We start from the raw sequence: 23492 nt of genomic DNA, 5'->3' as shown, positions 1-23492 counted from the left end.
GAAGATTATTGATAGGAATTAATAATGATAATAGTTAGAGCCATCGCGATATCCTTGATAATGCTACTTTCTACTCCTGTTTTTGCTCATCACTATACTTTTAGTATTGTGCCTCAACAGTCTGCAAGTCGACTGGCTAAACAGTGGGCGCCTATTTTAAAAGCGCTTTCAGAAGAAACGGGGCACGAGTTTGTATTTAAAACTACTTCGGATATTCCAACCTTCGAGAAAAACCTGTCGAGAGGCGAATACACTTTTGCCTACATGAATCCTTACCATTTTGTAGTTTTTAACCAATCCCCGGGATATCAAGCAGTAGCAAAGGCAAAAGATAAAAAAATCAAAGGCATAATTGTTGTAAAAAAAGACAGTAACATTACCTCTTTAGAACAACTCAATAATACCGAGCTTGCGTTTCCAGCCCCTGCGGCTTTTGCTGCCACGGTGCTCCCGCAAGCACACTTAAAAGAAGCCAATGTAAATTTCACATCTAAATATGTTTCTTCTCATGACTCTGTTTACTTATCAATAGCCCGAGGTTTCTTCCCAGCTGGTGGAGGGGTGATGAGAACCTTTAATGCGATGGACCCTGAAATTAGAGATCAACTCAACCCTATCTGGACGACTAAGGGCTACACGCCTCACGCGATTGCGGCACATCCATCTATTGATCCTAAATTAAACGCTCAAGTTCAAACATTTTTTTCTAACCTAGCCAACACCCCTGAAGGCCAAGCCCTTTTAGAACCGCTAAAAATCAAGGCATTTATGCCTGCAAAAAACAGTGATTGGGACGATGTCCGCGCTCTGAATCTTAACCTAATTCAGGCGAAGTAAAAGGCGACAAGATGAATCTTCGTAACAAAACAATCGCTGGTATTGCAGCCATTGAAATCTTTCTTCTAGTGATTCTAGTTGTTAGCGCTATGTCATTTTTAAGCGACTCTAATGAGAAACAGTTATTGCAAAGAGCTCACGCAACAACAACCATGTTTTCACATGCAATTAAAGATGCGGTGCTGACGACCAATCTAGCGACATTAGATGATCTCGTAAATGACATTATGGTTTTAGAGGATGTTTTATATGTCCGAGTAAAAAGCTATGGAGATACGCTATCCGTTGGCGGCAATATAGAACTTCTAGAAAAAGTCGAACAGATTGATAGTGATTTACGGTCCGTCAAAGATGGGGTTTTTGACACGAAAATCAATATAGAAAGCAACGGAACCATTTATGGTTCTGTCGAAATAGGTTTTGCCACCACCGCGATTAGCGATATGTTAGATGACGCTCAACAGGCGATTATTAGCATCGCTTCTTTAGAAGTTGTTCTTGTTGCGTTATTTTCATTTGTACTTGGAACCTACTTGACTAAAAATCTAGTCAAACTAAGAAAAGCCGCACACACCGTCAGTAAAAAAGGACCCGGTTATCAAATTAATCTTAAGCAAAACGATGAGCTTGGTGAAGTGGCTAATGCATTTGATACCATGTCTAGAAACCTGGAAGAGAGCTATAAAGACCTCAAAATGGCAAGAAATCAGGCAGAAAAAGCAAATGAAAGTAAAAGCCTCTTTCTTGCATCTATGTCTCATGAAATAAGAACACCGATGAATGGCGTCGTGGGGTTACTTAATTCACTCAAGCAAACAGACCTAAACGATGAACAAAAAAAGTTAGTTAATGTGGCGACAGATTCTGGACTCTTTCTGTTATCGTTAATTAATAATATTCTCGATTTTTCTAGGATGGAATCTAACAACGTAACCATCGATAGGAAAGTATTCAATCTTCTCGATTCAACTCAATCTGTCATCAATAACATTGCCCCTATAGCAAAAGACAGAGGTCTTAACTTAAATCTAAAATCCAATCACCTTCCTGAGCACCTCATCGGCGATGAAAATCGTTACAAACAAGTTCTACTTAACATCATCGGCAACGCTCTCAAATTCACTGAAATAGGTAGTATTGAAATAGAGCTGTTTAGCACAAAATTATCTGACAATAAGGTTAAGGTTAGTTGCAAGGTCACTGATACGGGCATAGGCATTCCTGCTGAATCGCTGAATTATCTATTCGATGAATTTACCATGGCTGATCAATCCTTCTCACGTCATTATGAAGGCTCTGGATTAGGTCTTGCGATATGTAAGAAATTACTAGACTTAATGGACGGAGAAATAACCGTAGAAAGCACTGAAGGCGTAGGAAGTTGTTTTACGTTTCATCTACCATTCGAATATGCGTCAAGCAGTGACTACCTAGAATCCAACTCAAGACCTGATAACTTACACCCCACCTGCTCTGGCTGTCGAATTTTGGTGGCAGAAGATAACAAGGCTAATCAACTCGTTATTCAGAACCTTTTTAAGCATATAGGATTAAAGATAGATATTGCTAATAATGGAATTGAAGCCGTTCAAATGGCATACGACAACACATACGATATTATCTTCATGGATATCTCCATGCCAGATATGGATGGCCTAGAAGCCAGTGATATCATTCGTCATTCCGACAACAACACCAAATCTTGTTTACCCATTATTGCATGCACAGCCCATGCGTTACCGGGTGATAAAGACAAATTCATCAATGCTGGTATGACGGATTACTTATCAAAGCCGGTTAATCTTTCCAGTCTAATTAATACGCTCAATAAACATGTAGCCCAGACAGATGAAATGGTCATGCCATCTTTATCACCTAACGAACGACTTTCAAACGATCCTGAATCCATGAGCTCGAAAGCGACATCACCCAATGCTGAACTCACTATTAATGAGTCAACGTTAATGCAGATGGTCAAAGATACCAGTGCAGAAGTGATGCCAATGTTGATCGAACACTATATAGATGAAGCACAAAAAAACATCAGTATCATGCTTGAAGCAAGAAACAACGACGATTTTGAGACGTTGAAATTTGAAGCACATACGTTAACAAGTTCTTCTCTCGCGTTAGGTAATACTGCCCTTGCAAAACTGGCAAGAGAGATAGAAAACCTATGCATTGAAAACAAATACCAAGAAGTAAAACGAATCACAGAAAACCTAAACTCTGTTGCACAAGGCTCTTTAAACGCACTGCATAGAAGAAAAGAACAAGGATTTTAATAAGATATAACAGGAATAAACTTTTATATGGCCTATAGTAAGCCTATCTTTAAAAGTAGAAATCCATAATAAAAATATAAAAGGTATAGGTATGCGGCCAAAAGTATTACTTGTCGAAGACTCAACGTCACTCGCAATTTTGTACAAACAGTACGTCAAGGATGAAGCATATGACCTACTGCATGTAGAGACAGGAAAAGAAGCAAAAAATTTCATTCTTAACTATGCACCACAGTTGGTTATTCTTGATTTACAACTGCCGGATATTAGTGGTCAAGAGATACTGGAATGGATACAAGAGAACGAAATCCCTTCATCCGTCATCATTGCTACTGCTCATGGTTCCGTGGATGTCGCCATAAGTTTAATCCAACGCGGGGCTAAAGATTTTCTAGAGAAACCTATTCAAGCCGAAAGACTTAAAACATCTATCCGCATTCACTTAAAAAATGCCAAATTGGAACACTTAGTAGAAGACCTTGAAAATAGCTTGGATCGCTCTAATTTTCACGGTTTTATTGGCTCTAGTGTACAAATGCAAGCGGTATATAAAACCATTGATTCTGTTGCCCCTACTAACGCAAGTGTATTTATAAATGGCGAAAGTGGTACAGGTAAAGAGGTATGCGCAGAAGCTATCCATCGGCAAAGCGATAGAAAAAATAGGCCATTCATCGCAATAAATTGTGGTGCTATCCCAAGAGACCTAATGGAAAGTGAGATTTTTGGTCATGTTAGAGGTGCTTTCACTGGAGCAACGACGGATAGAAAAGGGGCAGCAATGCAGGCCCACGGTGGCACTTTATTTCTAGACGAATTGTGTGAAATGGAACTAGAGATGCAAAAGAAACTGCTGCGGTTTCTTCAAACAGGCACCTTTACACCTTTGGGTGATAGCAAAGAGAAAAAAGTAGATGTGCGCATTATTTGTGCCACCAATCGAGACCCTCTCCAAGAAGTCGAAGAAGGCCGATTCCGAGAAGATCTTTACTATCGAGTACACGTTATTCCAATAGAAATGCCGCCCCTAAGAGAACGCGGTAAAGACATCATTACTCTAGCAAACCACTTCCTTAAGATTTATGCGAAACAAGATGGTAAAAAATTTACCGGTCTTGATAAACAGGTTCAACAACGAATGAAATGTTATCGGTGGCCTGGGAACGTTCGCCAGTTACAAAATATTATTCGTAATATTGTTGTTCTCAACGACGATACTCATGTTGCAATAGAGCACCTACCTGCTCAATTAAACGACAACAGCACAACGAAAGAAGATAAAAAAACACGTCCTGTCGAAGTCGTTGAACATATAGAAAGAAAGCAGATTGAAGAACCTATGATTGACGAGTTACAAACGGCAGAACAAACCACAGAACAGAGAGTAGTAAACAAACCAACTCACTCAACCATCCGGCCAATGTGGCAAGTTGAAAGAGAGACAATCCAAAACGCTATCGATTTTTGCGATGGTAATGTTCTCAGTGCGGCGGTTCTATTAGAGCTGAGCCCTTCGACTGTTTATCGTAAAAAACTAGCTTGGGAAACCGAGGATGAACACAACGAAGCTCAAATCTAAACCAACATTAAACAATGAATACTGGATAACCTTGGACAGCCAAGTTTTTGGAGGCATTGAGACACATGTCTTAGAATTGGCTGCTGGGCTTATTCAGTTTAAGCAAAACGTAAGAGTCGTACTATTAACGGAATATGCCAACTCGCAACCGATTATCAGCAAGTTAACATCAGCCAATATTCCTTTTAACTTTGTATCGGAGTTATCTAGCGGTAAACCACATATTAATATATTAAAGCATTTTTATAGTGCCATTCAGCAGCATCAACCCAAATTGATTCACGCTCATGGGTACAAAGCGAGCATTATCAGTCGACTCGCCTGTTTACAGTGTAAATGGCACTCCCAAAGCCATCCACCCGCACAAATGACGACCTACCATGCAGGAGAAACACCTAAGGGTAAGGTCAGGTTCTACGATATGCTTGACCGTTTCTCTGCCTTCATGTCCAACCGTAACTTCGCTGTGAGTCATGACATTGCTCATAAAATCCCCGACAAAACGGTCGTGTTAAATAACTTTGTTTCACTTCCCCCTTACCCTAAACATTTTGGTAAAAATATTGCCTATGTAGGCAGGTTGAGTCATGAAAAAGCACCCGATAGATACCTCGCATTAGCGCAATATTTTCCAAATGATCATTTTCATCTATATGGCTCTGGTCCAATGGCGGCAGAACTGAAACCATTGGCGACAGAAAATGTCCTGTTTCACGGCCATATCGACGACATGAACGCGGTGTGGGATAACATTGGTGTACTTCTAATCACATCGCGGTTTGAAGGATTACCAATGGCCGCACTAGAAGCGATGAGCCGAGGTATTCCCGTTATTTCAACAAATGTTGGCGCGATAAGTTCACTTATCGAACATGATAAAAATGGTTGGATAGGATCCAATGTGGAAGCATTAAGGCAATCACTAAACAGTTGGTTAACTCTCTCAGAAGTGCATAAGGCGGAAATTCGAAAAAAAGCACGCCAAACCATCGAACATCATTTCTCAATACAAGCGGTTATTCCCCAATATCTAGAACAGTATGAAGAGGTGTTAAATCGATAATTTCCCCCTTATTAATTTGATTCTCAATTTGAGAAAGAAATAGGATGAAATATTACATTTATATAAAAACGCTTTTATTCAATAAGTTAACCACAAAATCCAGCTTGGCATTGAGATTGCTTTTATACCATATCGGTCAATCAAATGGACGTTGGTATGAAACAGACAACTCGCAAAGAACAACCAGAAAATCACTGCCTAGTATTTGACCCTATCCCATTTTTTGGGGGTTCCAAAGTCGCCACGCAAGAGGCATTAAATCAGTGTCATAGTGATGATGTCTTTTTTACTGTATTAACCGTCAACCCTTCATGTTGGCAAAAAGAGTTTTCATTAAATACTCATCAAATCAAACTCATTCATCTAAAGGCTCCTAAATTTTTTTCTCGGCAAGCCATGGGGTGCGATTTTGGATAAAACAGCTTTATTTTGCGCTCATGCTTATGATGACCTTGCTTCGTATTCACCCTGTAAATTCGGTTGTTGGAATGTCAGGACCGGGCATAGACATGGCACTCTATCTGATTAAACCTTTTTATCATTTTAAATTGATTCAGCTTATTCACGGTCCCGTGGGTTGTTCACGCTCAATTGGATACTGTTTAGTCAAAGCAGATTTAATCTTTGCTCTCGAATCTGCTCATCCTTCGATTAACGCAGCATTTATCCATTATTTCAGTTGGAAAGTGAATACTGAATCAGCAACGGAATTCGCCCAATTTACATTGTCTACACCACGGTATCTATTTTTCACTAATGGTATTAGTCATCACCATTGGCCTACTTCCTGTACTTACGGTGAGCCACGTCTTTTTTGGTCAGCATCACTACTAAAATGGAAAGGGTTAGACACCCTCATTGATGCGGGTAAACATTTAGCCGAATCAACGCCTATTCCCACCGATATTTGTTATATAAAACCAGAACGCACTGCGCTTTCTATCTCTCAAGCTCCCGTAGATCTGCCTTGTTTTACTTGGCATCAAAACCCAAGAAACCTTGATGAAGTGAGATCACAAAACAATATTTTCGCTTCTACCAGCCAGAATGAACCTTTTGGATTATCGATATTAGAAGCGATGGCTGCGGGAATGTGTGTCTTGATCCCAAGAGATGGCGCGTACTGGGATAGAATATTGACTCATAATGTTGACTGTATTAAATACCAACCCAACAATTCAAAAGATCTTTTTCTCTCGATTAAAAAACTCATTCACTCCCCCGAATTAATTCCGATGCTAGGTCAGAAAGCGAAAAAAGTGGCCGAGAATTATCATGCAGAAACCAGTTATCGCGAGATTGTCTATGCAATTTCGCACCCATACAGCCGTGCAGTGAGGAGTGACTAACATGAAAATTCCATTCTCTCTGCCCTCAAGCTTTAGCAACGTTGCCTATTATGGAATAGGGCTATTTTTAATGAAGGGATTATCCCTTATTATGCTGCCATTTGTCGCTGCCAACTTAGCCATTGAACAGGTAGGTAAGCTTGAATTTCTAGGCAGTATTGCCGCCTTTCTTGGTCTAATTATCAATCTATCCATGCACGAAGCACTGTATCGTTATTCCGGTGTACGCAAAAATCCATCAAGCAAAAAACAGGTCGCCAATCAAATTTACACCTTAACCACATTGATGGCGCTCACCAGTTTCCCTGTGTTAATTCTATTGTCTAAGCATGTACTCACCCATTCTATTGATTTTGTTAGCCATCAAGAATTTTCAATTTTAGCCTTTGGGTTATCTATCGAAGGGGCTTTAGGAATATCGTTAGCATGGTTGAGAATGAAAGACCGAGCAAAGTGCTTTGTCGCCGTCACTGCGGGAAGCGCCTTATTACAAATAATTTTAGTTATTGTCGCTATACGACTAGAAGCAGGTGTCTCCGGAATACTGTTATCTTCCGTTATCTCACACGGGATCCAATTAGGTATTCTTCACCGAATAAATTATTGGTCTTTTGTCCTCCCCAGTAGGAAACAGACTAGAATATTTTTGCGTTACTGCTTTCCACTGGCCTTAGCCAGTACGATTGGATTTGCCTTAAATGGGGCCGATCGTTGGATACTCGCTTATTCAGGATCTCTGACAGATATTGCTGTTTACGCCATTGCACTTAAGTTCTCACTCGCCATGTGCATTCTTGTTCAACCTTACGGCCTTTGGTGGATGCCCAAAAGATTTCAACATATGGAAAGTTGCGGGCCAAAATCAACCGCAAGGTTATCCCAATACGGAATAGTCTGGATTGCAATGTTAACCGTATCGATTGCTTATTTAGCCCCCGCTTTTATCACTCTTGCACTTCCTGAAAGCTATTCAGAGTCTACAAAATATGTACTGGGCACGCTTTCCATTGCTCTGATGAAAGAACTGGGCGAAATCGTGAATATCGGCATTCTCTACAAGAAGAAAACTAACGCACTATTGGCCATAAATATTATCGCCGCTATCGTTGGTATTTCCGCGGCATGGTTACTTAAAGAGTCCGGTATTTGGGGAGTCATTTTGGCCCTAAATATCGCTCAATTTCTTAAACTCGCTTTGATCGTTACTTTAAGTCAGAGGTGGTATTTCATTCCCTATCAAATTCGAGCTATCACCATGGTATTTGTATTTACCGCCGCTTTCATTTTCGGTTCCTATACCCTGAATACACTCATCATTCAGTGTTGTCTGGCTATCGTTGCACCGTTAAGCCTTTTGGTTGTCGCAAATCTCACTGGTATGACACCTTTATTGCCAATATTAGCCCAAAGTAATAGCAAAAGACTGGGTCGATTATGACTGTACTTACGAGTATCAACGATCGACCTAATTCTCGTTTTTGCGGTGCGACGCTAGTTGTATTGTGCTGCTCATTGATTTCACTTATCTGGTACTTTGCCCCTAACCCCGTCGTAGCACTTGTCTTATGCGCTTTACCGTTAGGTATTCTTTTTGTTTTAAATCATATATTTTGGCTGGTTATCTTCTTTGTTCTCTTTTCATTTTTTCGAATTCATGAAGTCATTCCGGCTCTTTATCCACTAAAGATTCCGTTGTTGCTGTCTGCGGGTGCGCTGGTTGCTCTTGCTTGGCACAGTCTTGTCAGCCGAAGGCTCACCCCGTACTGGCATCCATCTCTATCATGGCTTGCCGCCTTCTGGATTCTCATATTGATTGGCATTGCTCTCGCGTCCAGCCGTCCTATTGCCATTGAATATTTTAAAAATATTTATTGGAAAATCATGGTTATGACGCTGGCTATTGTCTGGATAGTAAACCGAGAAAAGTACCTCTCTTACATCACCCTTCTTATCAACGCTTCAGGCTTTTTGGTCGGTTGTACTGCCCTATACAACTCAATAAATGGTATTGGATTGGTCGAAGGGACTCGGGTAACAATTGGTCGTGATATCGGCTCAATGTTAGGTGACCCAAACGATTTAGCCTTGGTACTTATGTTTCCGCTCGCCTTTTCAATATCAACTTTCATTGTCAAACAAAACCGCTTACTACTTAGATTTTTTGGATTGCTGACAAGCGCAATACTGGTTTTTTCGATTGTAGCGACTCAAAGTAGAGGTGGGTTACTCGGTACTCTGGCTATTTTCTCTGTACTGGTTTTATTTAGAATCAGGTCCAAAGCCTTGTTAGTTTCCCTTGGTATTGCGGTGGCACTATTTCTCTATTTCGTTGCCGATATTTCGCAACGAGCTTCTGGTGGCGCTGCTGAAGTTGGTGTCGATGCATCGGCGATGGGACGTTTATATGCATGGCAAGCAGCATATCGAATGGCCATAGAAAACCCGTTGACTGGCGTTGGGCTTAACAATTTTTATTCTAATTATTTTTATTACAGTTCCCATTGGGATGGTCTAAATCACGCGGTTCATAGCACTTGGTTTGGTGTATTAGCTGAAACAGGGATACTCGGGCTCATCGTATTCATTAGCTTTATCGTATCCCTCATCAGAACAGCCAGAAAAACAGTGAATAATCTAAAAAATCAAACCTGCACAGCCAGCGTAAATACGATGGCTAATGCAGTTTATGCAGGGCTGATTGGTACCGCCGTCTCGGGGACTTTTTTGACCCAAGGGTTCAATTGGCCCATTTATATCCTTGCAGCACTCACCATTTGTGTTGCTCAAATTGCTTGTCAAAATGAGAATCTAAAAAAATAAAAACATAACCACCTGATTTTATGTTATTTATTATCTGGCACATTCTGTGAAAGTCTTTAAAGAAATAAAGCAGAATGAGACGTTCACATGACCACTATTTCTCCAAATAACATCAAAAACTGGCTAAAAAACCATCCAGATCCACATTATCAAAAAATATTTGTGTGGTTAAAAAAATTAGAAGCTTTGACCTACCTACTCCTAGGTTACTTAACAAGTGCCTCTACTGGCTTGTCCTTTTCAGTAGAAATCTATTCGGCAGCCTTACACGCATATTCCTTTACACGCCGGCGTTCAAAGGGCGAGTAAATTTCTGTGGGAAAAATCTTTATCTTTACACAGGCATTCCTTTTATTTCCGGCCCCCTTTCTATAGCTATTGGACAAAACTGCCGAATATCGGGGCAAACCACGTTTAGCGGACGCTCAGCGAGCCACCAACCCTCGCTCATAGTTGGCGACAATGTGGGTATTGGTTGGCAAACCACTATCGCCGTTGGCACTAAGGTAGTTATTGGAAACAATGTAAGAATAGCAGGAAGAACCTCTCTATTTGGCTATTCCGGCCATCCAATTGACGCTAAAAGTCGAGCTGCAGGTCATCCCGATCTTATTAATCAAATTGGGGACATTACGCTAGAGGACGATGTATGGCTGGGTTCAAATGTCACCGTACATAAAGGCGTTACGATTGGTAAAGGGTCCGTCGTCGCTGCAGGCAGTGTAGTAACCAAAAGCATACCTTCCTTTGTCATTGCAGCTGGTAACCCTGCAAGAGTTATTCGATCGATTAACTAAAACTTTTTCATAACCATAAAACTGAGGCGAATTATGCGTGATCTGATTGTATTTGGAGAAGACTTGGGTGGCTTACCTTCTAGCACACAGCACCTAATTACCCGTTTGGCAAAGGATAGAAAAGTGGTTTGGATAAATTCCATTGGGTTGAGGCAACCAAAGTTAAGCAGTAAAGACCTAAAGAGAGTATATGACAAGTTAATACCTAAAAGACAAAGCAAGCAAAATAGAGCCAGTCAAAGAATCGAGCATGACAACATCATTGAGGTGGACTTATTAACCATTCCAGCCCCACAATCAAAACTTGCGCGATATATCGCAAAAGACATGATAATAAGCCAACTAAAGCCGGTTATTGAACAAGCAAACCTCACTAACCCTATCCTTTGGTCATCACTCCCTACCACAGCCGACCTTTGCGGTAATTTGGGCGAATCGGCCGTAGTTTACTACTGTGGTGACGACTTTAATGCCTTAGCTGGCGTAGACCATCGTACTGTCACGAATCACGAGAAAAAATTAGTCGATAAAGCGGATCTCATTCTGACAGCGAGTGACAGCCTTAGACTTAAATTCCCACAGGCCAAGACACACCTTTTACCTCATGGCGTCGATACTGAGCTGTTCACCCAACCGACACAAAGAGCCGAAGATCTTCCTACAGGAAAACCCATTGCCGGCTTCTATGGCAGCCTATCTAATTGGATAGATTATCCGCTCATTGAGTTTTTAGCGAAATCGATGCCCGATTGGAATTTTGTCTTTATAGGCCCTAACGAATTGGATCAGCTAAAGCTGCCAAATTTAGACAATGTATTCTATTTAGGCAGTCGTCCTCATCACATGCTGCCCAGCTACAGTCAACACTGGGATGTGAGTATGCTGCCATTTATTGACAACCCACAAATACGGTCATGTAATCCCCTAAAATTAATGGAATACATGGCGTCTCGTCAGCCTATTGTCACTGTTAATTTTCCTTCACTAGAACCCTACCAACAGCACGTACATGTTGCATCGACACACGACGAATTTCGCCAACAACTTTACCGAGCCGCGCAAGCTCCTCGCATCTCAAGACAAGCCGTTTCGAATCAAAGTTGGTCAGAGCGCAGCCAATTTCTCAATTGGCTATTGGAGTTATTATGATAGAGCTAAAAATAAAATTACTCGCGATCATGCAAGGAGCATGGCGACGTAGATATATCATTATGATGCCTATTCTCATCATGCCTTTTGTTGGGTTTATCGTCAGTAAACTCGCGCCTGCTCAATATCATTCCCACACCAGCATGCTTATTCAAGAAACGGCAAAAATGAATCCATTTCTTGAAGATATCGCGGTTTCAACGGGATTCAAAGATCGAATAAACGCCCTGAGTACTCTACTTAAGAGCCGACATATTCTCCAATCTGTTGCTCTGAATCTTGGTTTGATTAATGCCAGCATGAGCGAAAAAGAGTCGGAAAAAGTGATTGAAACATTGTCTAACCGTGTCTCTGTGCATCTATTAGGAAAAGAATTTGTACAAATTAAACTGACTGCTTCAGAGCCTACAGGGATGAAAGCGCTGCTAGAATCAATCAGCGACCACTTTATCGATCAAGTACTGGCACCGGAAAGATCCTCAATCAAAGATTCGGCTGAATTTCTTACTTTCCACATCAATAAACGTTTAGAAGAACTCAATAATGCAGAACAAGCATTGGCTGATTTCCAAAATCTGAATCCCAATGTCTCTCCAGAGCGGCAAAACGAAAAGCTATCAAGACTCGCCGCACTTAAGCAGACTTTATCTGAAAAAAGCCTCGCTTGCCGGTGTCGAAAAAAGTCTCGGCAGCCTTGACCAACAGCTATCTAGAACCAATCCCGTTGTCGGAAAAATAGAAGAGCAAATTATAGATGCTCGCAGTCAACTTACTCTGTTAAGTGCAAATTACACCGAAAATCACAGTGCGGTACAAGCCAAAAAAGAGAACTTTTTAGATTAGAAGCTGAACGTGAGGCAATGGTCAACGTCAGCGCATCCAATCTTTCTAGTGATAAGCTATGGGACATCGCCAGCAGCATTCAGTTATCACAGATGGGTAATGTGCAACCTCTGCTAATTACCCAACTTCAAAGCTTACAATTGATTAGAAGTCAGTACGAATCTCTCCAAGAAGAAAGTAAAAGTTTGCAACAGATGATCTATGAACTGGAACAAGAGACAAACCAATTTGGAGATCAATCCAAAAATCTATTTAATCTTACCCGTAGTGTCACCAATAAAAGACGCCTCTATGATGAACTTGTCGAGCGGTTCGAAATGGCGCAATTAACGGGATCTTTAGGTAACTTCGAACAAAATAAACGAGTAAAGGTTATTGATTTACCCTTCACACCAAGCCAACCGTCAAATTTTGCTAGCTGGGTATATATTCTGTCTGGACTTATCGCGGGTATTTTTCTTGGTGTTGGGATAGCCACCTTATTGGAATTATTTGATACCACTATTCGTAGACAAGATGAACTACGTGCTCTCACCAGCGTTCCTGTGTTGAGTAGCATACCTAGGATTGATTATTAATTTCATTCTCATATTGAGAAATACGATTAAGACACAAACCTCAAACACTAACCAACTGTTATTAAAGGAAAATAAACTTGGCACGCTCCCTGCAAAATAACTATTGAAAATCCAATAAGTCCCACATTTTTAATAGAAGGATAGCGTTATGAATATTACCTCAGCGCAAAGACACGGGAAAAAAGTCATCCATGTGGTTCAACATCTCGCCCCTGGTGGACTCGAAAGCTTAACCCTCGATCTATTGAGTTTCGCAAATCCTTGCGATCAGGTACTCATAGTCAGTCTTGAAGGGACAAAAGATGAATCGCTTAAAAACTGGCCTCGACTACAAGCTTTTGAAAATCAGCTGGTATTTTTAAACAAAAAATCCGGTGTTCAATTGAGCTTAATCCTCACTCTAATCAAAGCATTCAAGGCAGTAAAACCTGACGTTGTTCATACTCACCACATTGGTCCATTACTGTATGCTGGATATGCTGCGCGCATGGCTGGTGTACCCGTAAGAATTCACACAGAACATGACGCATGGCACCTAGAAGATAAAAAGCATAGACGTATTCAGGGTATGGTCCTTAAAGCAGCAAAACCAACCTTGGTGGCGGATGCTTCTCACGTAAAAGAGAAACTCAATGCCTGTTTTTCAGGTTCCAGATCTATTGTGATTAAAAATGGGGTGGACTGTACTAAGTTTAAACCGGGATCTAGGCAACTTGCTCGAGAACTATTCAAATTACCTGAGAACAAGATAATCATTGGTTCTGCAGGCAGATTGGAGCACGTAAAAGGCCATGACTTAGCCATTAAAGCACTTGCACTGCTCTCCAAAGACACGATATTAGTCATTGCTGGTGAGGGTTCTCAAAGAGCAAATCTAGAAATCTTAGTAGAAAAGTTGCAATTAAAAGGCCAAGTTATTTTTCTTGGTTTAGTAGAAAATATGCCGAGGTTTTATCAATCACTTGACCTATTTTGTTTACCTTCTCGATTTGAAGGTTTACCGCTATCACCATTAGAAGCTCAAGCGTGTAACATTCCTGCAGTAGTGACCAATGTTGGCGCATCAGCTGAAGTTTTATGCTCACATACAGGATCATTAGCAAAATCGAATAACGTGGCGGATCTTGCTCAATCACTTGCAAGAAGTTTGGCAAATCAATCCAATAGACTCCCTAGAGAATTTGTTGTAACAAACAATAACATTCATCAGATGGTCAAAGCCTATGATGAGCTATCAATGGGAGAACTAGCGTAATGGAAACCTTTTTAATCCTATGCTGTTTAATCAGTGCCAGCTTAATCATATATAACCATGTTGGCTATCCAATATTGCTGAGCTGGTACAGAAAAAACAGACCGTTGAAACTCGTTTCGGTGGCCTTGAGAAATTTCAAAAAAGACAAGGGAGACAGTGTTTTACCTAGAGTTTCACTTATTGTTCCCGCTTACAATGAAGCACGATGGATCCAAGAAAAAATACGAAACATCGCAAGCTTGGATTACCCCCGAGAAAAGCTTTGTGTGGTTATTGCGTGTGATGGCTGTACAGACAATACCGTTGAACTCGCTGAACTCGCTATACAAGAAGCAATATGTGCAGATGTTCATTTAGAGATAATTAATTTTACCCACAACCGAGGAAAAATTGCCGTTATTAACGAGTTAGTCACTCGAGCAACTTCAGATATTGTGGCGCTCAGTGACGTTTCCGCTCTTCTATCGATAGATTCTCTTCAAATAGCGGCTCAATCTTTCCAAAACGAACGAGTCGGAGTAGTTAACCCTAATTATTGCATGACGTTTAGCGGAAAGAGTGACGAAGAAAAATACTGGCAATACCAAGCCTCAATAAAAGGAGGTGAAGCCAGTTTAGGTGCGACGATTGGCTGCCATGGCGCTTTTTATTTATTTCGTCGCTCGTTGTTTCAGGCTCTTGACCACGACACCATTAATGATGATTTCGTTTTACCCATGAAAATCGTAGAGCAGGGTTATATCGCCATATTTGAACCTAGAATTAATGCCGTTGAACTGGAAGAAAGCAGCCACAAAGACGATTTTAAAAGACGGCTTAGAATTTCGGCAGGTAACATGCAACAGGTACTTCGTTTATTCCATTTATTCAAACCTAAATATGCGAGTACCGCCTTCACTTTCTTCTCAGGAAAAGGGTTAAGACTGCTAACTCCCTATCTGATGATGGTCTGTTTTGTGTGTTCATTTCTTCTTGCAGACACGCCATTTTTCTTTTTCGCTCTTGTCGCCCAAATTGCGCTTTATAGCATGGGGTTAGCTTGTTACAGCCTACCTTCGTTAAGAAGCAATAGAGTCATGTCGGTAATCAGTTATCTGCTGGCTGGGCACTTAGCTAATTTTATAGGCGGTATACATTATTTATTGTCAGGCCAAAAGCCTGATGAACGCCCAGATAAAACCAAACATCTAAATATCTGAACATTTCGAGGGAAACGCAATGAATAATCACCACCGGGAAATCCACATCGCGAAACGCATCTTTGATATTTTAGTTGCAACGTGCGTCTTAGCATTATTACTGCCACTATATCCTATTATGGCGCTATTGATTAAGACCAGCTCTAAAGGACCTGTTTTTTATAAACAACTGCGTGTGGGAAAATGCACACCAGAGACAATCACCTTTTTTGAAATTATTAAATTTAGAACCATGTATCAAAACGCTGAAGAAAAATCTGGCGCAGTTTGGGCGGTGGATAACGACCCTAGAATCACACCCATAGGCCGGTTAATGCGTAAAACACGCTTGGATGAGATACCTCAACTGATCAATGTACTAAAAGGTGAAATGTCGTTAATTGGCCCACGGCCGGAGCGTCCTAGCTTTTATAAAAAACTCAATCAAGCTATCCCGTTTTTTGTAGAACGTACCTATGGTGTTTCGCCTGGCATTACGGGGCTTGCTCAGGTCAATCAGGGATACGATACTTGCATCGATGACGTAAGAAGAAAGGTGGGCTTTGACCATAGTTACGCGCTTGCAATGACTTCATTTTACCATTGGATCGCGATAGATTTTACGATTTTAGTTAAAACCGTTACCGTCATCTTTAATGGACGAGGCCGCTAAATGGAGCAGCGAAAAACCATTCTCTTTGTCCACTATGGGGAGAATTGGATTCGAGGTAGTGAACAAGCACTACTCAATATTATTATCCACATTGACAAAGAAAAATTTAGGCCAATAGTCTGGACAAATTGTACGGCTCTTCATAATAAACTGAATTCCCTGTCCATTCCGACACAGCTAGATAAGTTTTCACTGTTATTTGGTTGGGCTAAACCGAAGTATTCGGTTAGCAATTGGTTTCGGTTGATCTTTAAAGGATGTGATTTAATTAGAAAAAACAGCGTGGATATTGTCCACGTTAATAGTGGCGGCCCTGTTCAATGGATGGCGGCCGCATGCAAAATAAGTAACGTACCTATGCTGACCCTATTACATTGCGACTATACGTTGCGAGATAGAGTGAGCCTAGGCTTATATCTATCACAAAAAACTGTCCTAGTGAGCGAAGCAATAAGCCAAAATTTACGTAACGATGGCTACCCTAGTAATCGTATAAAAGTCATTCATAATGGTATTGATCTGTCATTACTTACCAATACCCCAATAATCAAAGTAAAGCAGAGGCTAAACCTTTCAGAAAACAGCTTCCTGTTTGTCACAATAGGTTCGCTTATTTTTAGAAAAGGTATCGATAAAATCATAAAGGCAATGCAAGACATTAACTGCCAATCACGTGATATCCATTTGCTCATCGTGGGCGAAGGTGAAGAAAAACAGACACTATCCGATCAAGCTCAAGGGCTCGGTTTAGAAAAACACATTCACTTTGTCAGTGAACAAAACAGACCAATTGCTTGGTTAAGAGGGGGATGCGATGCCTTCATTAGTGCTGCTCGTAGCGAAGCTTTTGGGCTCGTTATCGCAGAAGCAGGGCTCTCGGCTTTACCTATTATTGCACCCAATATCGATGGTATTCCTGAAGTGGTTCATCACAACCAATCCGCTATTCTCTATGATCCTAACAACAAATACGCATTACCCAGCGCTATGTTGCGCCTACATCAATCAAAACCATTGCAAAACTGGCTTGCAACAAATGCACACAAAAGAATTGTGAAGAACTTTTCCATTACCCAGAAAGTGAACGATATAGAGCTTGAATATTTCACTTTGATAAATCGTTCTCAAAATGAGATTCAATTTAGATAACTCTTCCCATTTAAATTTATTTCCTTATATTTCAATGATATAAATATGGCACAAAGATTGAAACACCTTACTAAGTCACTCATTAAAAAGGGATGTTTCAATGAAAAAACTACTTTTACTCATACTACTTATCAGCATATCACGTAGTGCAAATGCACTCCCTTTCGATACCTGTCCCAGTAAAGCTTATCTGTTTCAATCAAAACCCGTTAAAGTCTATGGGGTAAATCTAGTAACAGGACAAACGAGCTTGTTACAGGGTGACACAGGGGTCAGAAGCAACATCAATGGTGTCGGGTTTGATTTTGAAAGCCGATATATTTATGGATATGACACAACCGTAAAACAGATAGTCCGATTAGGTAAAGATTTTCAGGCCGAAACTGTAAAGACGACAGGCTTACCAGCAGACTATACTTTTTATGTCGGGGATGTGTTTAACAAACACTATTACCTTTATCGCACCGGTAAGGGCTTGTTTAAAATAGACCTTTCCCCCTAGATATAGACAGCGATAGCACACTAACCGTTGAGAAAATCACAAGCGAGGCAACCGTTAACCTAACGGACTTCGCCTTTCATCCCGGAAACAGCCTGCTTTATGGAGTGGACAACAATACAGGTTACCTCTATGAGTTTGATACCGTCACTGGCGACAGTTCTTATGTTGGCGACACAGGTCAAACAGGGACATTTGGAGCGGGATACTTTGATGTAAACGGATACTACTACGTTTCCCGAAACCAAGATGGCGCTATCTTTCGCATCGACCTATCCGATCAATCGAATATTAATAATGGTTTAGTAACCGCGGTTAAGTTCGCAGATGGCCCTAGTTCAAACCAAAACGATGGTGCCCGTTGTGCTAATGCACCGGTCATAGATGAAGATTCAACCATTGATTTTGGAGATGCACCAGACTCCTATCAAACCACTCTCGCCAGTAATGGCCCAAGACATCAACTTGATAACCTCACTTGGATGGGTTCTCTCGCGCCAGACGGTGAGCAAGATGGATTGGTCGCACCTCTCAGCGATAATACCGTTGGATTAAATGATGAAGATGGCGTTGGATTTGTTACCGCGATTGAGGCGGGGCTAGATACTATCATTACCGTAGAAGCTTCAACACAAGGTTATCTTTCTTCATGGTTCGATTGGAATCAAGATGGTGACTTTACCGATGAAGGTGAACAAGTATTCACCGATATATTATTAGAAAAAGGCCGTAACACTCTTTTTTCACGGCTGACATACAGGCGATAGAAGGGCTAACGTGGAGCCGCTTCCGTTTTAGCCAACAAACAGGCCTATCCCCTGCGGGAGGGTCCACCTCTGGTGAAGTAGAAGATCATCAAATAATGGTCATTTCTGAAGGGGTCACCGTTCGACATTTCCCCAGTGAAACTGGATACGCAACGCTGGCTTACGAAGATAATTGGCCCTATACCGCCGACTACGATATGAATGACGTTGTCATGCATTATCGTGTCACCGAAGTGCTAAAGGATGGAGAAGTTAAAAAATCTTTTATTAAAGGACGATTGGCAGCGTTTGGCGCTGACTATCACAACGGCTTTGCTGTCCGATTGCCCGGGCTTCACCGTGAACAAATTGATACCTTGCTTACCCGCCAAACTCATAACGATATGCAACTAGAAAACAGTGGACTTGAAGCCGATAGCAACGATGCCATTTTTATCGTCTCAAATGAACTCAACAAGGAAAAAGGCCAAGACTGCCGCTACTTTAGAACCCTATCCAACTGCCGCGAGAACGAATCTTTCCTTTTTGAGCTGCACATCTCATTTATTGATGGCGTTGAGGCAACAGAACTCGCAAACATGCCCTATGACCCCTTTATTTTTTCTACACCGGGTTACTACCACGGTGAAAACCTTCCCCTTCATCCGGGTCGAAAATGGGAAGTACACTTACCGGATCAAAGCCCTACAGAAAAATTTGATGGCGAGTCTATGTGGGGATTAGGTGTTGATGCCAGTGACGACAGCAATGACATCTATTTCAAAACCGCTAACAATCTACCTTGGGCATTAATGATCAGCGATGAATGGCAATGGCCACTAGAAAGAGTTGATCTTGTTAATGCTTATCCCGCGTTTGCTAACTATGCAGAAAGCGGCGGTGCGTTAGAAAAAGACTGGTTTAAATCTGAAAAAGCAAACAAAGACAAAATCTATCAACCTTAGGAGACACGTTATGAAAATCGTATGGATAATGATGCTGGTTTTACTTCAAGGTTGTGGCGGCGGCGGTGGCGGGGATGGTGAGAGCAACTCGTCACCTGTGGCTGATTCCCTTACAGAAACAGTCACAGACAGCTCACCGCAAATTGAACCTGTCGCGCTTCGAGATATGCAAGATCTCTCTATTCCTGATGGATTTAGCTACGGATCAGTTGAGACCTATCAATTGGAAGTTAGTGTCTCTGAGTTATTCTCTAAGCGAAGTTACTTATCGATTTACACAGAATTCTTGATGGGCTCGGATGGGACTTATCAGGCTAATAATGGTAGTAAAGTCACTGCTGTGCCTTTGGAGTCAGGTGAGATAGAGGTTTCGTTTTCACTACCAAGTGCAACATCAGAATTTCTGGTGGAGATCTGGTCTTACGATGGAAACCCGCCTTTGCAAAGGGTATTTCAAACCGCAGAAGAGCGTGCTACTTGGCAAGAGTAATTTCCAGAGATGCGTTTATTCAAGGAGACAATCGGAGCTTATGACGAATTGGCTCTCTTTGCCTTCAGCATCGTATATCACGGTTAGTGGGAACTGCTCTGCGTTCATGCTGTAATTAACCGTTGAGCCTTTATAGATGATACTCGATAAACGATTACCAGAGCCAGATAAAATAGTCAGTTGCCCTTTCTTATCATTTGAGGTTACAAACAGACGTATTTGAGATTCTTGTTTACTGCAGTCAATGGAAAGGCCTCTATGTTTAATCATAGATTCACTTCCTATAGCGGAATTAGAAATGAGTAAAGAGGCGCTTTCGTTCAGGATATATACAGAGTTACCGTCGGCGTTTTCTTCGTCTGTTAGAGATTCTACCCATAGGGATATTATTCTCCGGTATCGATGCTGGGGCTGGGTACCTTTTAAGAAGTCTTTTTACGGAAAATATCAATCCTTAGTCAAATACTTAATCCAATGCAACGAATTATCGCTAGGGTCTACTTTATGTAATTCAGTTACGACTTGAAGCGCCTGACTTCTGTGTCCCAAAGCGCTAAGTGCTTGAGTTTTGGCTAGCAATACGTCACTTGTTATTTCACTTAGTTGATTGATGCTGGCTAACGCCGCAGTAAAGTCGTTCAGTTTCAGCATCAGAAGTGTATGCTGCCAGTAGTATTTTTGATCTAATGTTGCGGCTTTTCGCCAACTAGAACTCGCCTTACTCCACTCTTTGGCTAACTGCCAATATGTGGCTTGTTGTGCCAACAACTCTGGTCTACTCTCCAACGACTTTAGTCTCGCGTACGTTTCGCCCGCTTTCTGAGGTACCTTATTTTGTGCATATAATTGAGCCATCAGTATCAGCAATTGCTCACTCAGTTCGAATCCCGCGCGATCAGCCTGTTGAAGAGTAATCAAAGCTTTATTGTGCTGCTCGGTGTAGATGTAGAGCGTGGTTAATTGCTTCCACCACAGGTAGTTATAGGGCTCCAGTTCTCTCAACGATTTCGCCGTGGTCAATGCACTGTGCCATTTTTTTGAGCAATCTGCGCGCCAAGCTTCATATTGAGCGGTGTTACCTTTGGTTGAAGTTTCGCTTCTTTAAGGTAACGTTGCTGATGATTAATCGATGTCTCAACCAGAGACCATTTCTGCTGTTGATATTGAGCCTGTGCGATTCTGAGCCAAACCAGTTCTAAGTCACTTACCCGTGTATAGACTGGAACGAGTTCTCGGTAGGTGTATTCCGCTAATTGGTATTCCCCTTCCATCAACAGAATATCGGCTAACATCCGTTGGGCATCTCTATGCTGTTCACTCGCTAATACTTTTTCTTCGACCGCCAATGTTAACGCTTTGATTGCTTGCTTCGGTTGCTCTATTTGCCAATAAAGCCCGCCTAACATCCGCGCTATATAAGCGATATCGTACTTTTTAGTTGTTGATACGCCTTTTAGGAGGTCTATCGCCTCATTTGGCTTTTCATTTAGTTGCATTTCGTACGCTAATTGCACCTGCCTTGCCGTCCGCTGGGTCAGTTGTTCAGACTCGGCTCGAACTTGTGGTGAGGCCATCACACAGAAAGCGAGTAACGCGAGAACCATAGAGTTTGCCTTAAGTTTTATCACTGGATCTTAAACTCCAACTTTACCCGTTGCCCATATCTTGTCTGCGCCAATCCATTAACCAACATTGGCTGATATTTCCATTTTTTTAATGCTCGTAATGCTTCTCGATTAAATACCCGTGAAGGATAGGATTCTTCAATTATGATGTTTTCTGGTTTACCTGAGCGATCAATATCGAATGAAACCACAACATAACCTTCTATCTTTCTTTGCAGCGCTTTTTTCGGGTAATCCGGTTCTTTTCGATGCAAAGGCATTACTTGTTGCGTTTTTCCTAGTTGAATAGGTTGCGTTTGTTGTGCTATTGAGGCCTTGTCATACGCTACACTTGGCAATGTTGGCGCAATCGCCGCGAACTTTACAGGAGCAACAGACAATTCTACGTCCATCTCCGTCACAGGCTCTAACGTTGGCGTATCCAACGGTTGTTTTCGGGTTATGGCCGAAAAGGTCTGCTCAGGTGGTAAAGGTTTCATTTCAGGTGGCTTCGGCAGGTCACGACTTTTTCTCTGACTCGCTTGTTCCGTTTCAGTCATAAAGAAGTTAAATCTCAACGCTTCATGTTCCGACTTCGTCTCTTTCGTATTCAGGTCAACCATCCACGCCATCATACCCACTAAGCTATAACTTAGTAATACGGCTAAAGGTAAGGCCATCAATAGACGAATCATCTATTTTTGCTCCGTTGCCAAGGCGATATTTGCTACACCGGCTCCTTTAGCCGAATCCATGACCAAAATAACTGTACCATTAAACGCAAACTCATCAGCCTGAATAACCACCGACGCGTTGGGTTGTTCTGTTAATAATTGCTCTAGATTGGCTTGTACTCTTTCTTTGTCTACTATTCTCTTATCAATATAAATTTCGTTGTTTGCTGTGATAGCGATAAATATTCCTGCTTCCTTTTTACTAACGGAATTGGATGCTTCAGGCCGATTCACTTCAATTCCAGACTCTTTAACAAACGAACTAGTGACGATAAAAAAGATCAACATAATAAACACAATATCCAACATCGACGTCATATCTACCTGAGCTTCATCCTGCCCCTTGCTGCGATTACCAAGTCTCATGTTCGACTCCTCATCAGTTTTTCCAGATGTATTTCACGCTTTCTTAGTGCAGAAAATAGACGAGAGTAAAAAAACACCAACCAACGCTGCGACCATTCCTGCCATAGTAGGCAAAGTTGCCATCGATATTCCAGACGCCATTAAGCGAGGTTCCGAGGTACCCTCAACCGCCAGCACATCAAAAACAGAAATCATTCCAGTTACTGTTCCGAGCAAACCGAGCATTGGAAATAAACTAATAATGACCTTAAGCAGATTTACATTCTGAAACAGCGCCATATGCGCTTGATTTATCCAGGAGTCTCTTTGTTTTTGCGCAAACCAAGAATGATGGTCTTCCCTACCCCCCAGCTTTCTAACCAATCTTTCTGCTTGTTGGGGAACGTAAACAGTAAAAACAGTACCCTTTCAATGGCGATAATCCAAAACAGTAGAATCAGCAATGCAAGCCACCACAGCACCGGGCCACCTTTAGACATAAATAAGCTCAACGTGTTGCTAAAGTTTAGATCTAAAATCAGACTCATCCATTC

The 23492-nt window shown here is 41.5% G+C and carries 18 protein-coding genes and 6 pseudogenes; 18 read left to right on the top strand and 6 right to left on the bottom strand.

Features of this window, described 5'->3' with window-relative positions; translation table 11 throughout:
- Positions 1-24: 24 nt before the first annotated feature.
- The 18 genes and pseudogenes from PGX00_RS19535 to PGX00_RS19455 all read left to right on the top strand — a co-directional run bounded on the left by PGX00_RS19535 (position 25) and on the right by PGX00_RS19455 (position 20255).
- Positions 25-837 carry a phosphate/phosphite/phosphonate ABC transporter substrate-binding protein gene (locus PGX00_RS19535; RefSeq protein WP_272139697.1) on the top strand — a complete coding sequence of 271 codons (813 nt, stop codon included), beginning with the start codon at positions 25-27 and terminating at the stop codon, positions 835-837.
- 11 nt (positions 838-848) lie between these two features.
- Positions 849-3122 (top strand): ATP-binding protein, encoded by a 2274-nt coding sequence (locus tag PGX00_RS19530; protein ID WP_272139695.1) that lies wholly within the window; start codon positions 849-851, stop codon positions 3120-3122.
- A 91-nt stretch (positions 3123-3213) separates the two neighbouring features.
- A pseudogene (locus PGX00_RS19525) lies at positions 3214-4372 on the top strand (sigma-54-dependent transcriptional regulator); the annotation flags it as partial.
- Positions 4373-4533: 161 nt separating this feature from the next.
- Positions 4534-4701 (top strand): annotated as a pseudogene (locus PGX00_RS23060) (helix-turn-helix domain-containing protein); the annotation flags it as partial.
- Positions 4676-5764 (top strand): glycosyltransferase family 4 protein, encoded by a 1089-nt coding sequence (locus PGX00_RS19520; RefSeq protein ID WP_272139691.1) that lies wholly within the window; start codon positions 4676-4678, stop codon positions 5762-5764. The pseudogene PGX00_RS23060 and the gene PGX00_RS19520, both read left to right, overlap by 26 nt.
- Positions 5765-5920: 156 nt before the next feature.
- On the top strand, positions 5921-6181 hold the full coding sequence (locus tag PGX00_RS19515) for a hypothetical protein (RefSeq protein ID WP_272139689.1): 261 nt from the start codon (positions 5921-5923) through the stop codon (positions 6179-6181).
- On the top strand, positions 6166-7113 hold the full coding sequence (locus PGX00_RS19510) for a glycosyltransferase (protein ID WP_272139687.1): 948 nt from the start codon (positions 6166-6168) through the stop codon (positions 7111-7113). The genes PGX00_RS19515 and PGX00_RS19510 overlap by 16 nt, the downstream gene beginning before the upstream one ends.
- A 1-nt stretch (position 7114) precedes the next feature.
- Entirely contained in the window at positions 7115-8551 is a 1437-nt protein-coding gene (locus PGX00_RS19505) for a lipopolysaccharide biosynthesis protein (RefSeq protein WP_272139685.1), read from the top strand.
- Entirely contained in the window at positions 8548-9933 is a 1386-nt protein-coding gene (locus tag PGX00_RS19500) for an O-antigen ligase family protein (RefSeq protein WP_272139682.1), read from the top strand. Before PGX00_RS19505 ends, PGX00_RS19500 begins: the two co-directional genes overlap by 4 nt.
- A gap of 87 nt (positions 9934-10020) precedes the next feature.
- Positions 10021-10730 (top strand): annotated as a pseudogene (locus tag PGX00_RS19495) (acyltransferase).
- 33 nt (positions 10731-10763) lie between these two features.
- A complete protein-coding gene (locus PGX00_RS19490) occupies positions 10764-11879 on the top strand; it encodes a glycosyltransferase (protein WP_272139680.1) in 1116 nt (371 codons plus the stop codon).
- A pseudogene (locus tag PGX00_RS19485) lies at positions 11876-13300 on the top strand (GumC family protein). The gene PGX00_RS19490 and the pseudogene PGX00_RS19485 overlap by 4 nt, the downstream one beginning before the upstream one ends.
- A 148-nt stretch (positions 13301-13448) precedes the next feature.
- Entirely contained in the window at positions 13449-14555 is a 1107-nt protein-coding gene (locus PGX00_RS19480) for a glycosyltransferase (RefSeq protein ID WP_272139678.1), read from the top strand.
- Positions 14555-15754: a glycosyltransferase family 2 protein gene (locus PGX00_RS19475; RefSeq protein ID WP_272139676.1), complete on the top strand. Its 1200-nt coding sequence runs from the start codon at positions 14555-14557 to the stop codon at positions 15752-15754. The genes PGX00_RS19480 and PGX00_RS19475 overlap by 1 nt, the downstream gene beginning before the upstream one ends.
- 19 nt (positions 15755-15773) lie before the next feature.
- Positions 15774-16406 carry a sugar transferase gene (locus tag PGX00_RS19470; RefSeq protein ID WP_272139674.1) on the top strand — a complete coding sequence of 211 codons (633 nt, stop codon included), beginning with the start codon at positions 15774-15776 and terminating at the stop codon, positions 16404-16406.
- Positions 16407-17555, top strand: coding sequence for a glycosyltransferase family 4 protein (locus tag PGX00_RS19465; RefSeq protein ID WP_272139672.1), 1149 nt, complete (start codon positions 16407-16409; stop codon positions 17553-17555).
- A gap of 100 nt (positions 17556-17655) precedes the next feature.
- Positions 17656-19765, top strand: a pseudogene (locus tag PGX00_RS19460) (LruC domain-containing protein).
- Positions 19766-19775: 10 nt separating this feature from the next.
- Positions 19776-20255, top strand: coding sequence for a hypothetical protein (locus PGX00_RS19455; RefSeq protein ID WP_272139671.1), 480 nt, complete (start codon positions 19776-19778; stop codon positions 20253-20255).
- Positions 20256-20270: 15 nt separating this feature from the next.
- Here PGX00_RS19455 and PGX00_RS19450 read toward each other — a convergent pair whose 3' ends face one another.
- From PGX00_RS19450 to PGX00_RS19425, 6 genes and pseudogenes are all read right to left on the bottom strand, one after another.
- Entirely contained in the window at positions 20271-20525 is a 255-nt protein-coding gene (locus tag PGX00_RS19450) for a hypothetical protein (RefSeq protein WP_272139669.1), read from the bottom strand.
- Positions 20526-20702: 177 nt separating this feature from the next.
- Positions 20703-21257 carry a tetratricopeptide repeat protein gene (locus PGX00_RS19445; RefSeq protein WP_272139667.1) on the bottom strand — a complete coding sequence of 185 codons (555 nt, stop codon included), beginning with the start codon at positions 21255-21257 and terminating at the stop codon, positions 20703-20705.
- Positions 21258-21271: 14 nt separating this feature from the next.
- Positions 21272-21883, bottom strand: a complete 612-nt coding sequence (locus PGX00_RS19440; RefSeq protein ID WP_272139664.1) for a tetratricopeptide repeat protein — start codon at positions 21881-21883, stop codon at positions 21272-21274.
- Entirely contained in the window at positions 21880-22554 is a 675-nt protein-coding gene (locus tag PGX00_RS19435) for an energy transducer TonB (RefSeq protein ID WP_272139662.1), read from the bottom strand. The genes PGX00_RS19440 and PGX00_RS19435 overlap by 4 nt, the downstream gene beginning before the upstream one ends.
- Positions 22555-22959 (bottom strand): ExbD/TolR family protein, encoded by a 405-nt coding sequence (locus PGX00_RS19430; protein WP_272139660.1) that lies wholly within the window; start codon positions 22957-22959, stop codon positions 22555-22557.
- A pseudogene (locus PGX00_RS19425) lies at positions 22956-23486 on the bottom strand (MotA/TolQ/ExbB proton channel family protein). The gene PGX00_RS19430 and the pseudogene PGX00_RS19425 overlap by 4 nt, the downstream one beginning before the upstream one ends.
- Between the last annotated feature and the right edge of the window lie 6 nt (positions 23487-23492).

It is taken from the genome of Vibrio algarum (genome assembly GCF_028204155.1).
In the GTDB taxonomy this organism is placed as follows: Bacteria; Pseudomonadota; Gammaproteobacteria; order Enterobacterales; family Vibrionaceae; genus Vibrio; species Vibrio algarum.
The sequence above is the reverse complement of the archived record's forward strand: the minus strand, read 5'-3'. Positions and strand labels throughout refer to the sequence as shown.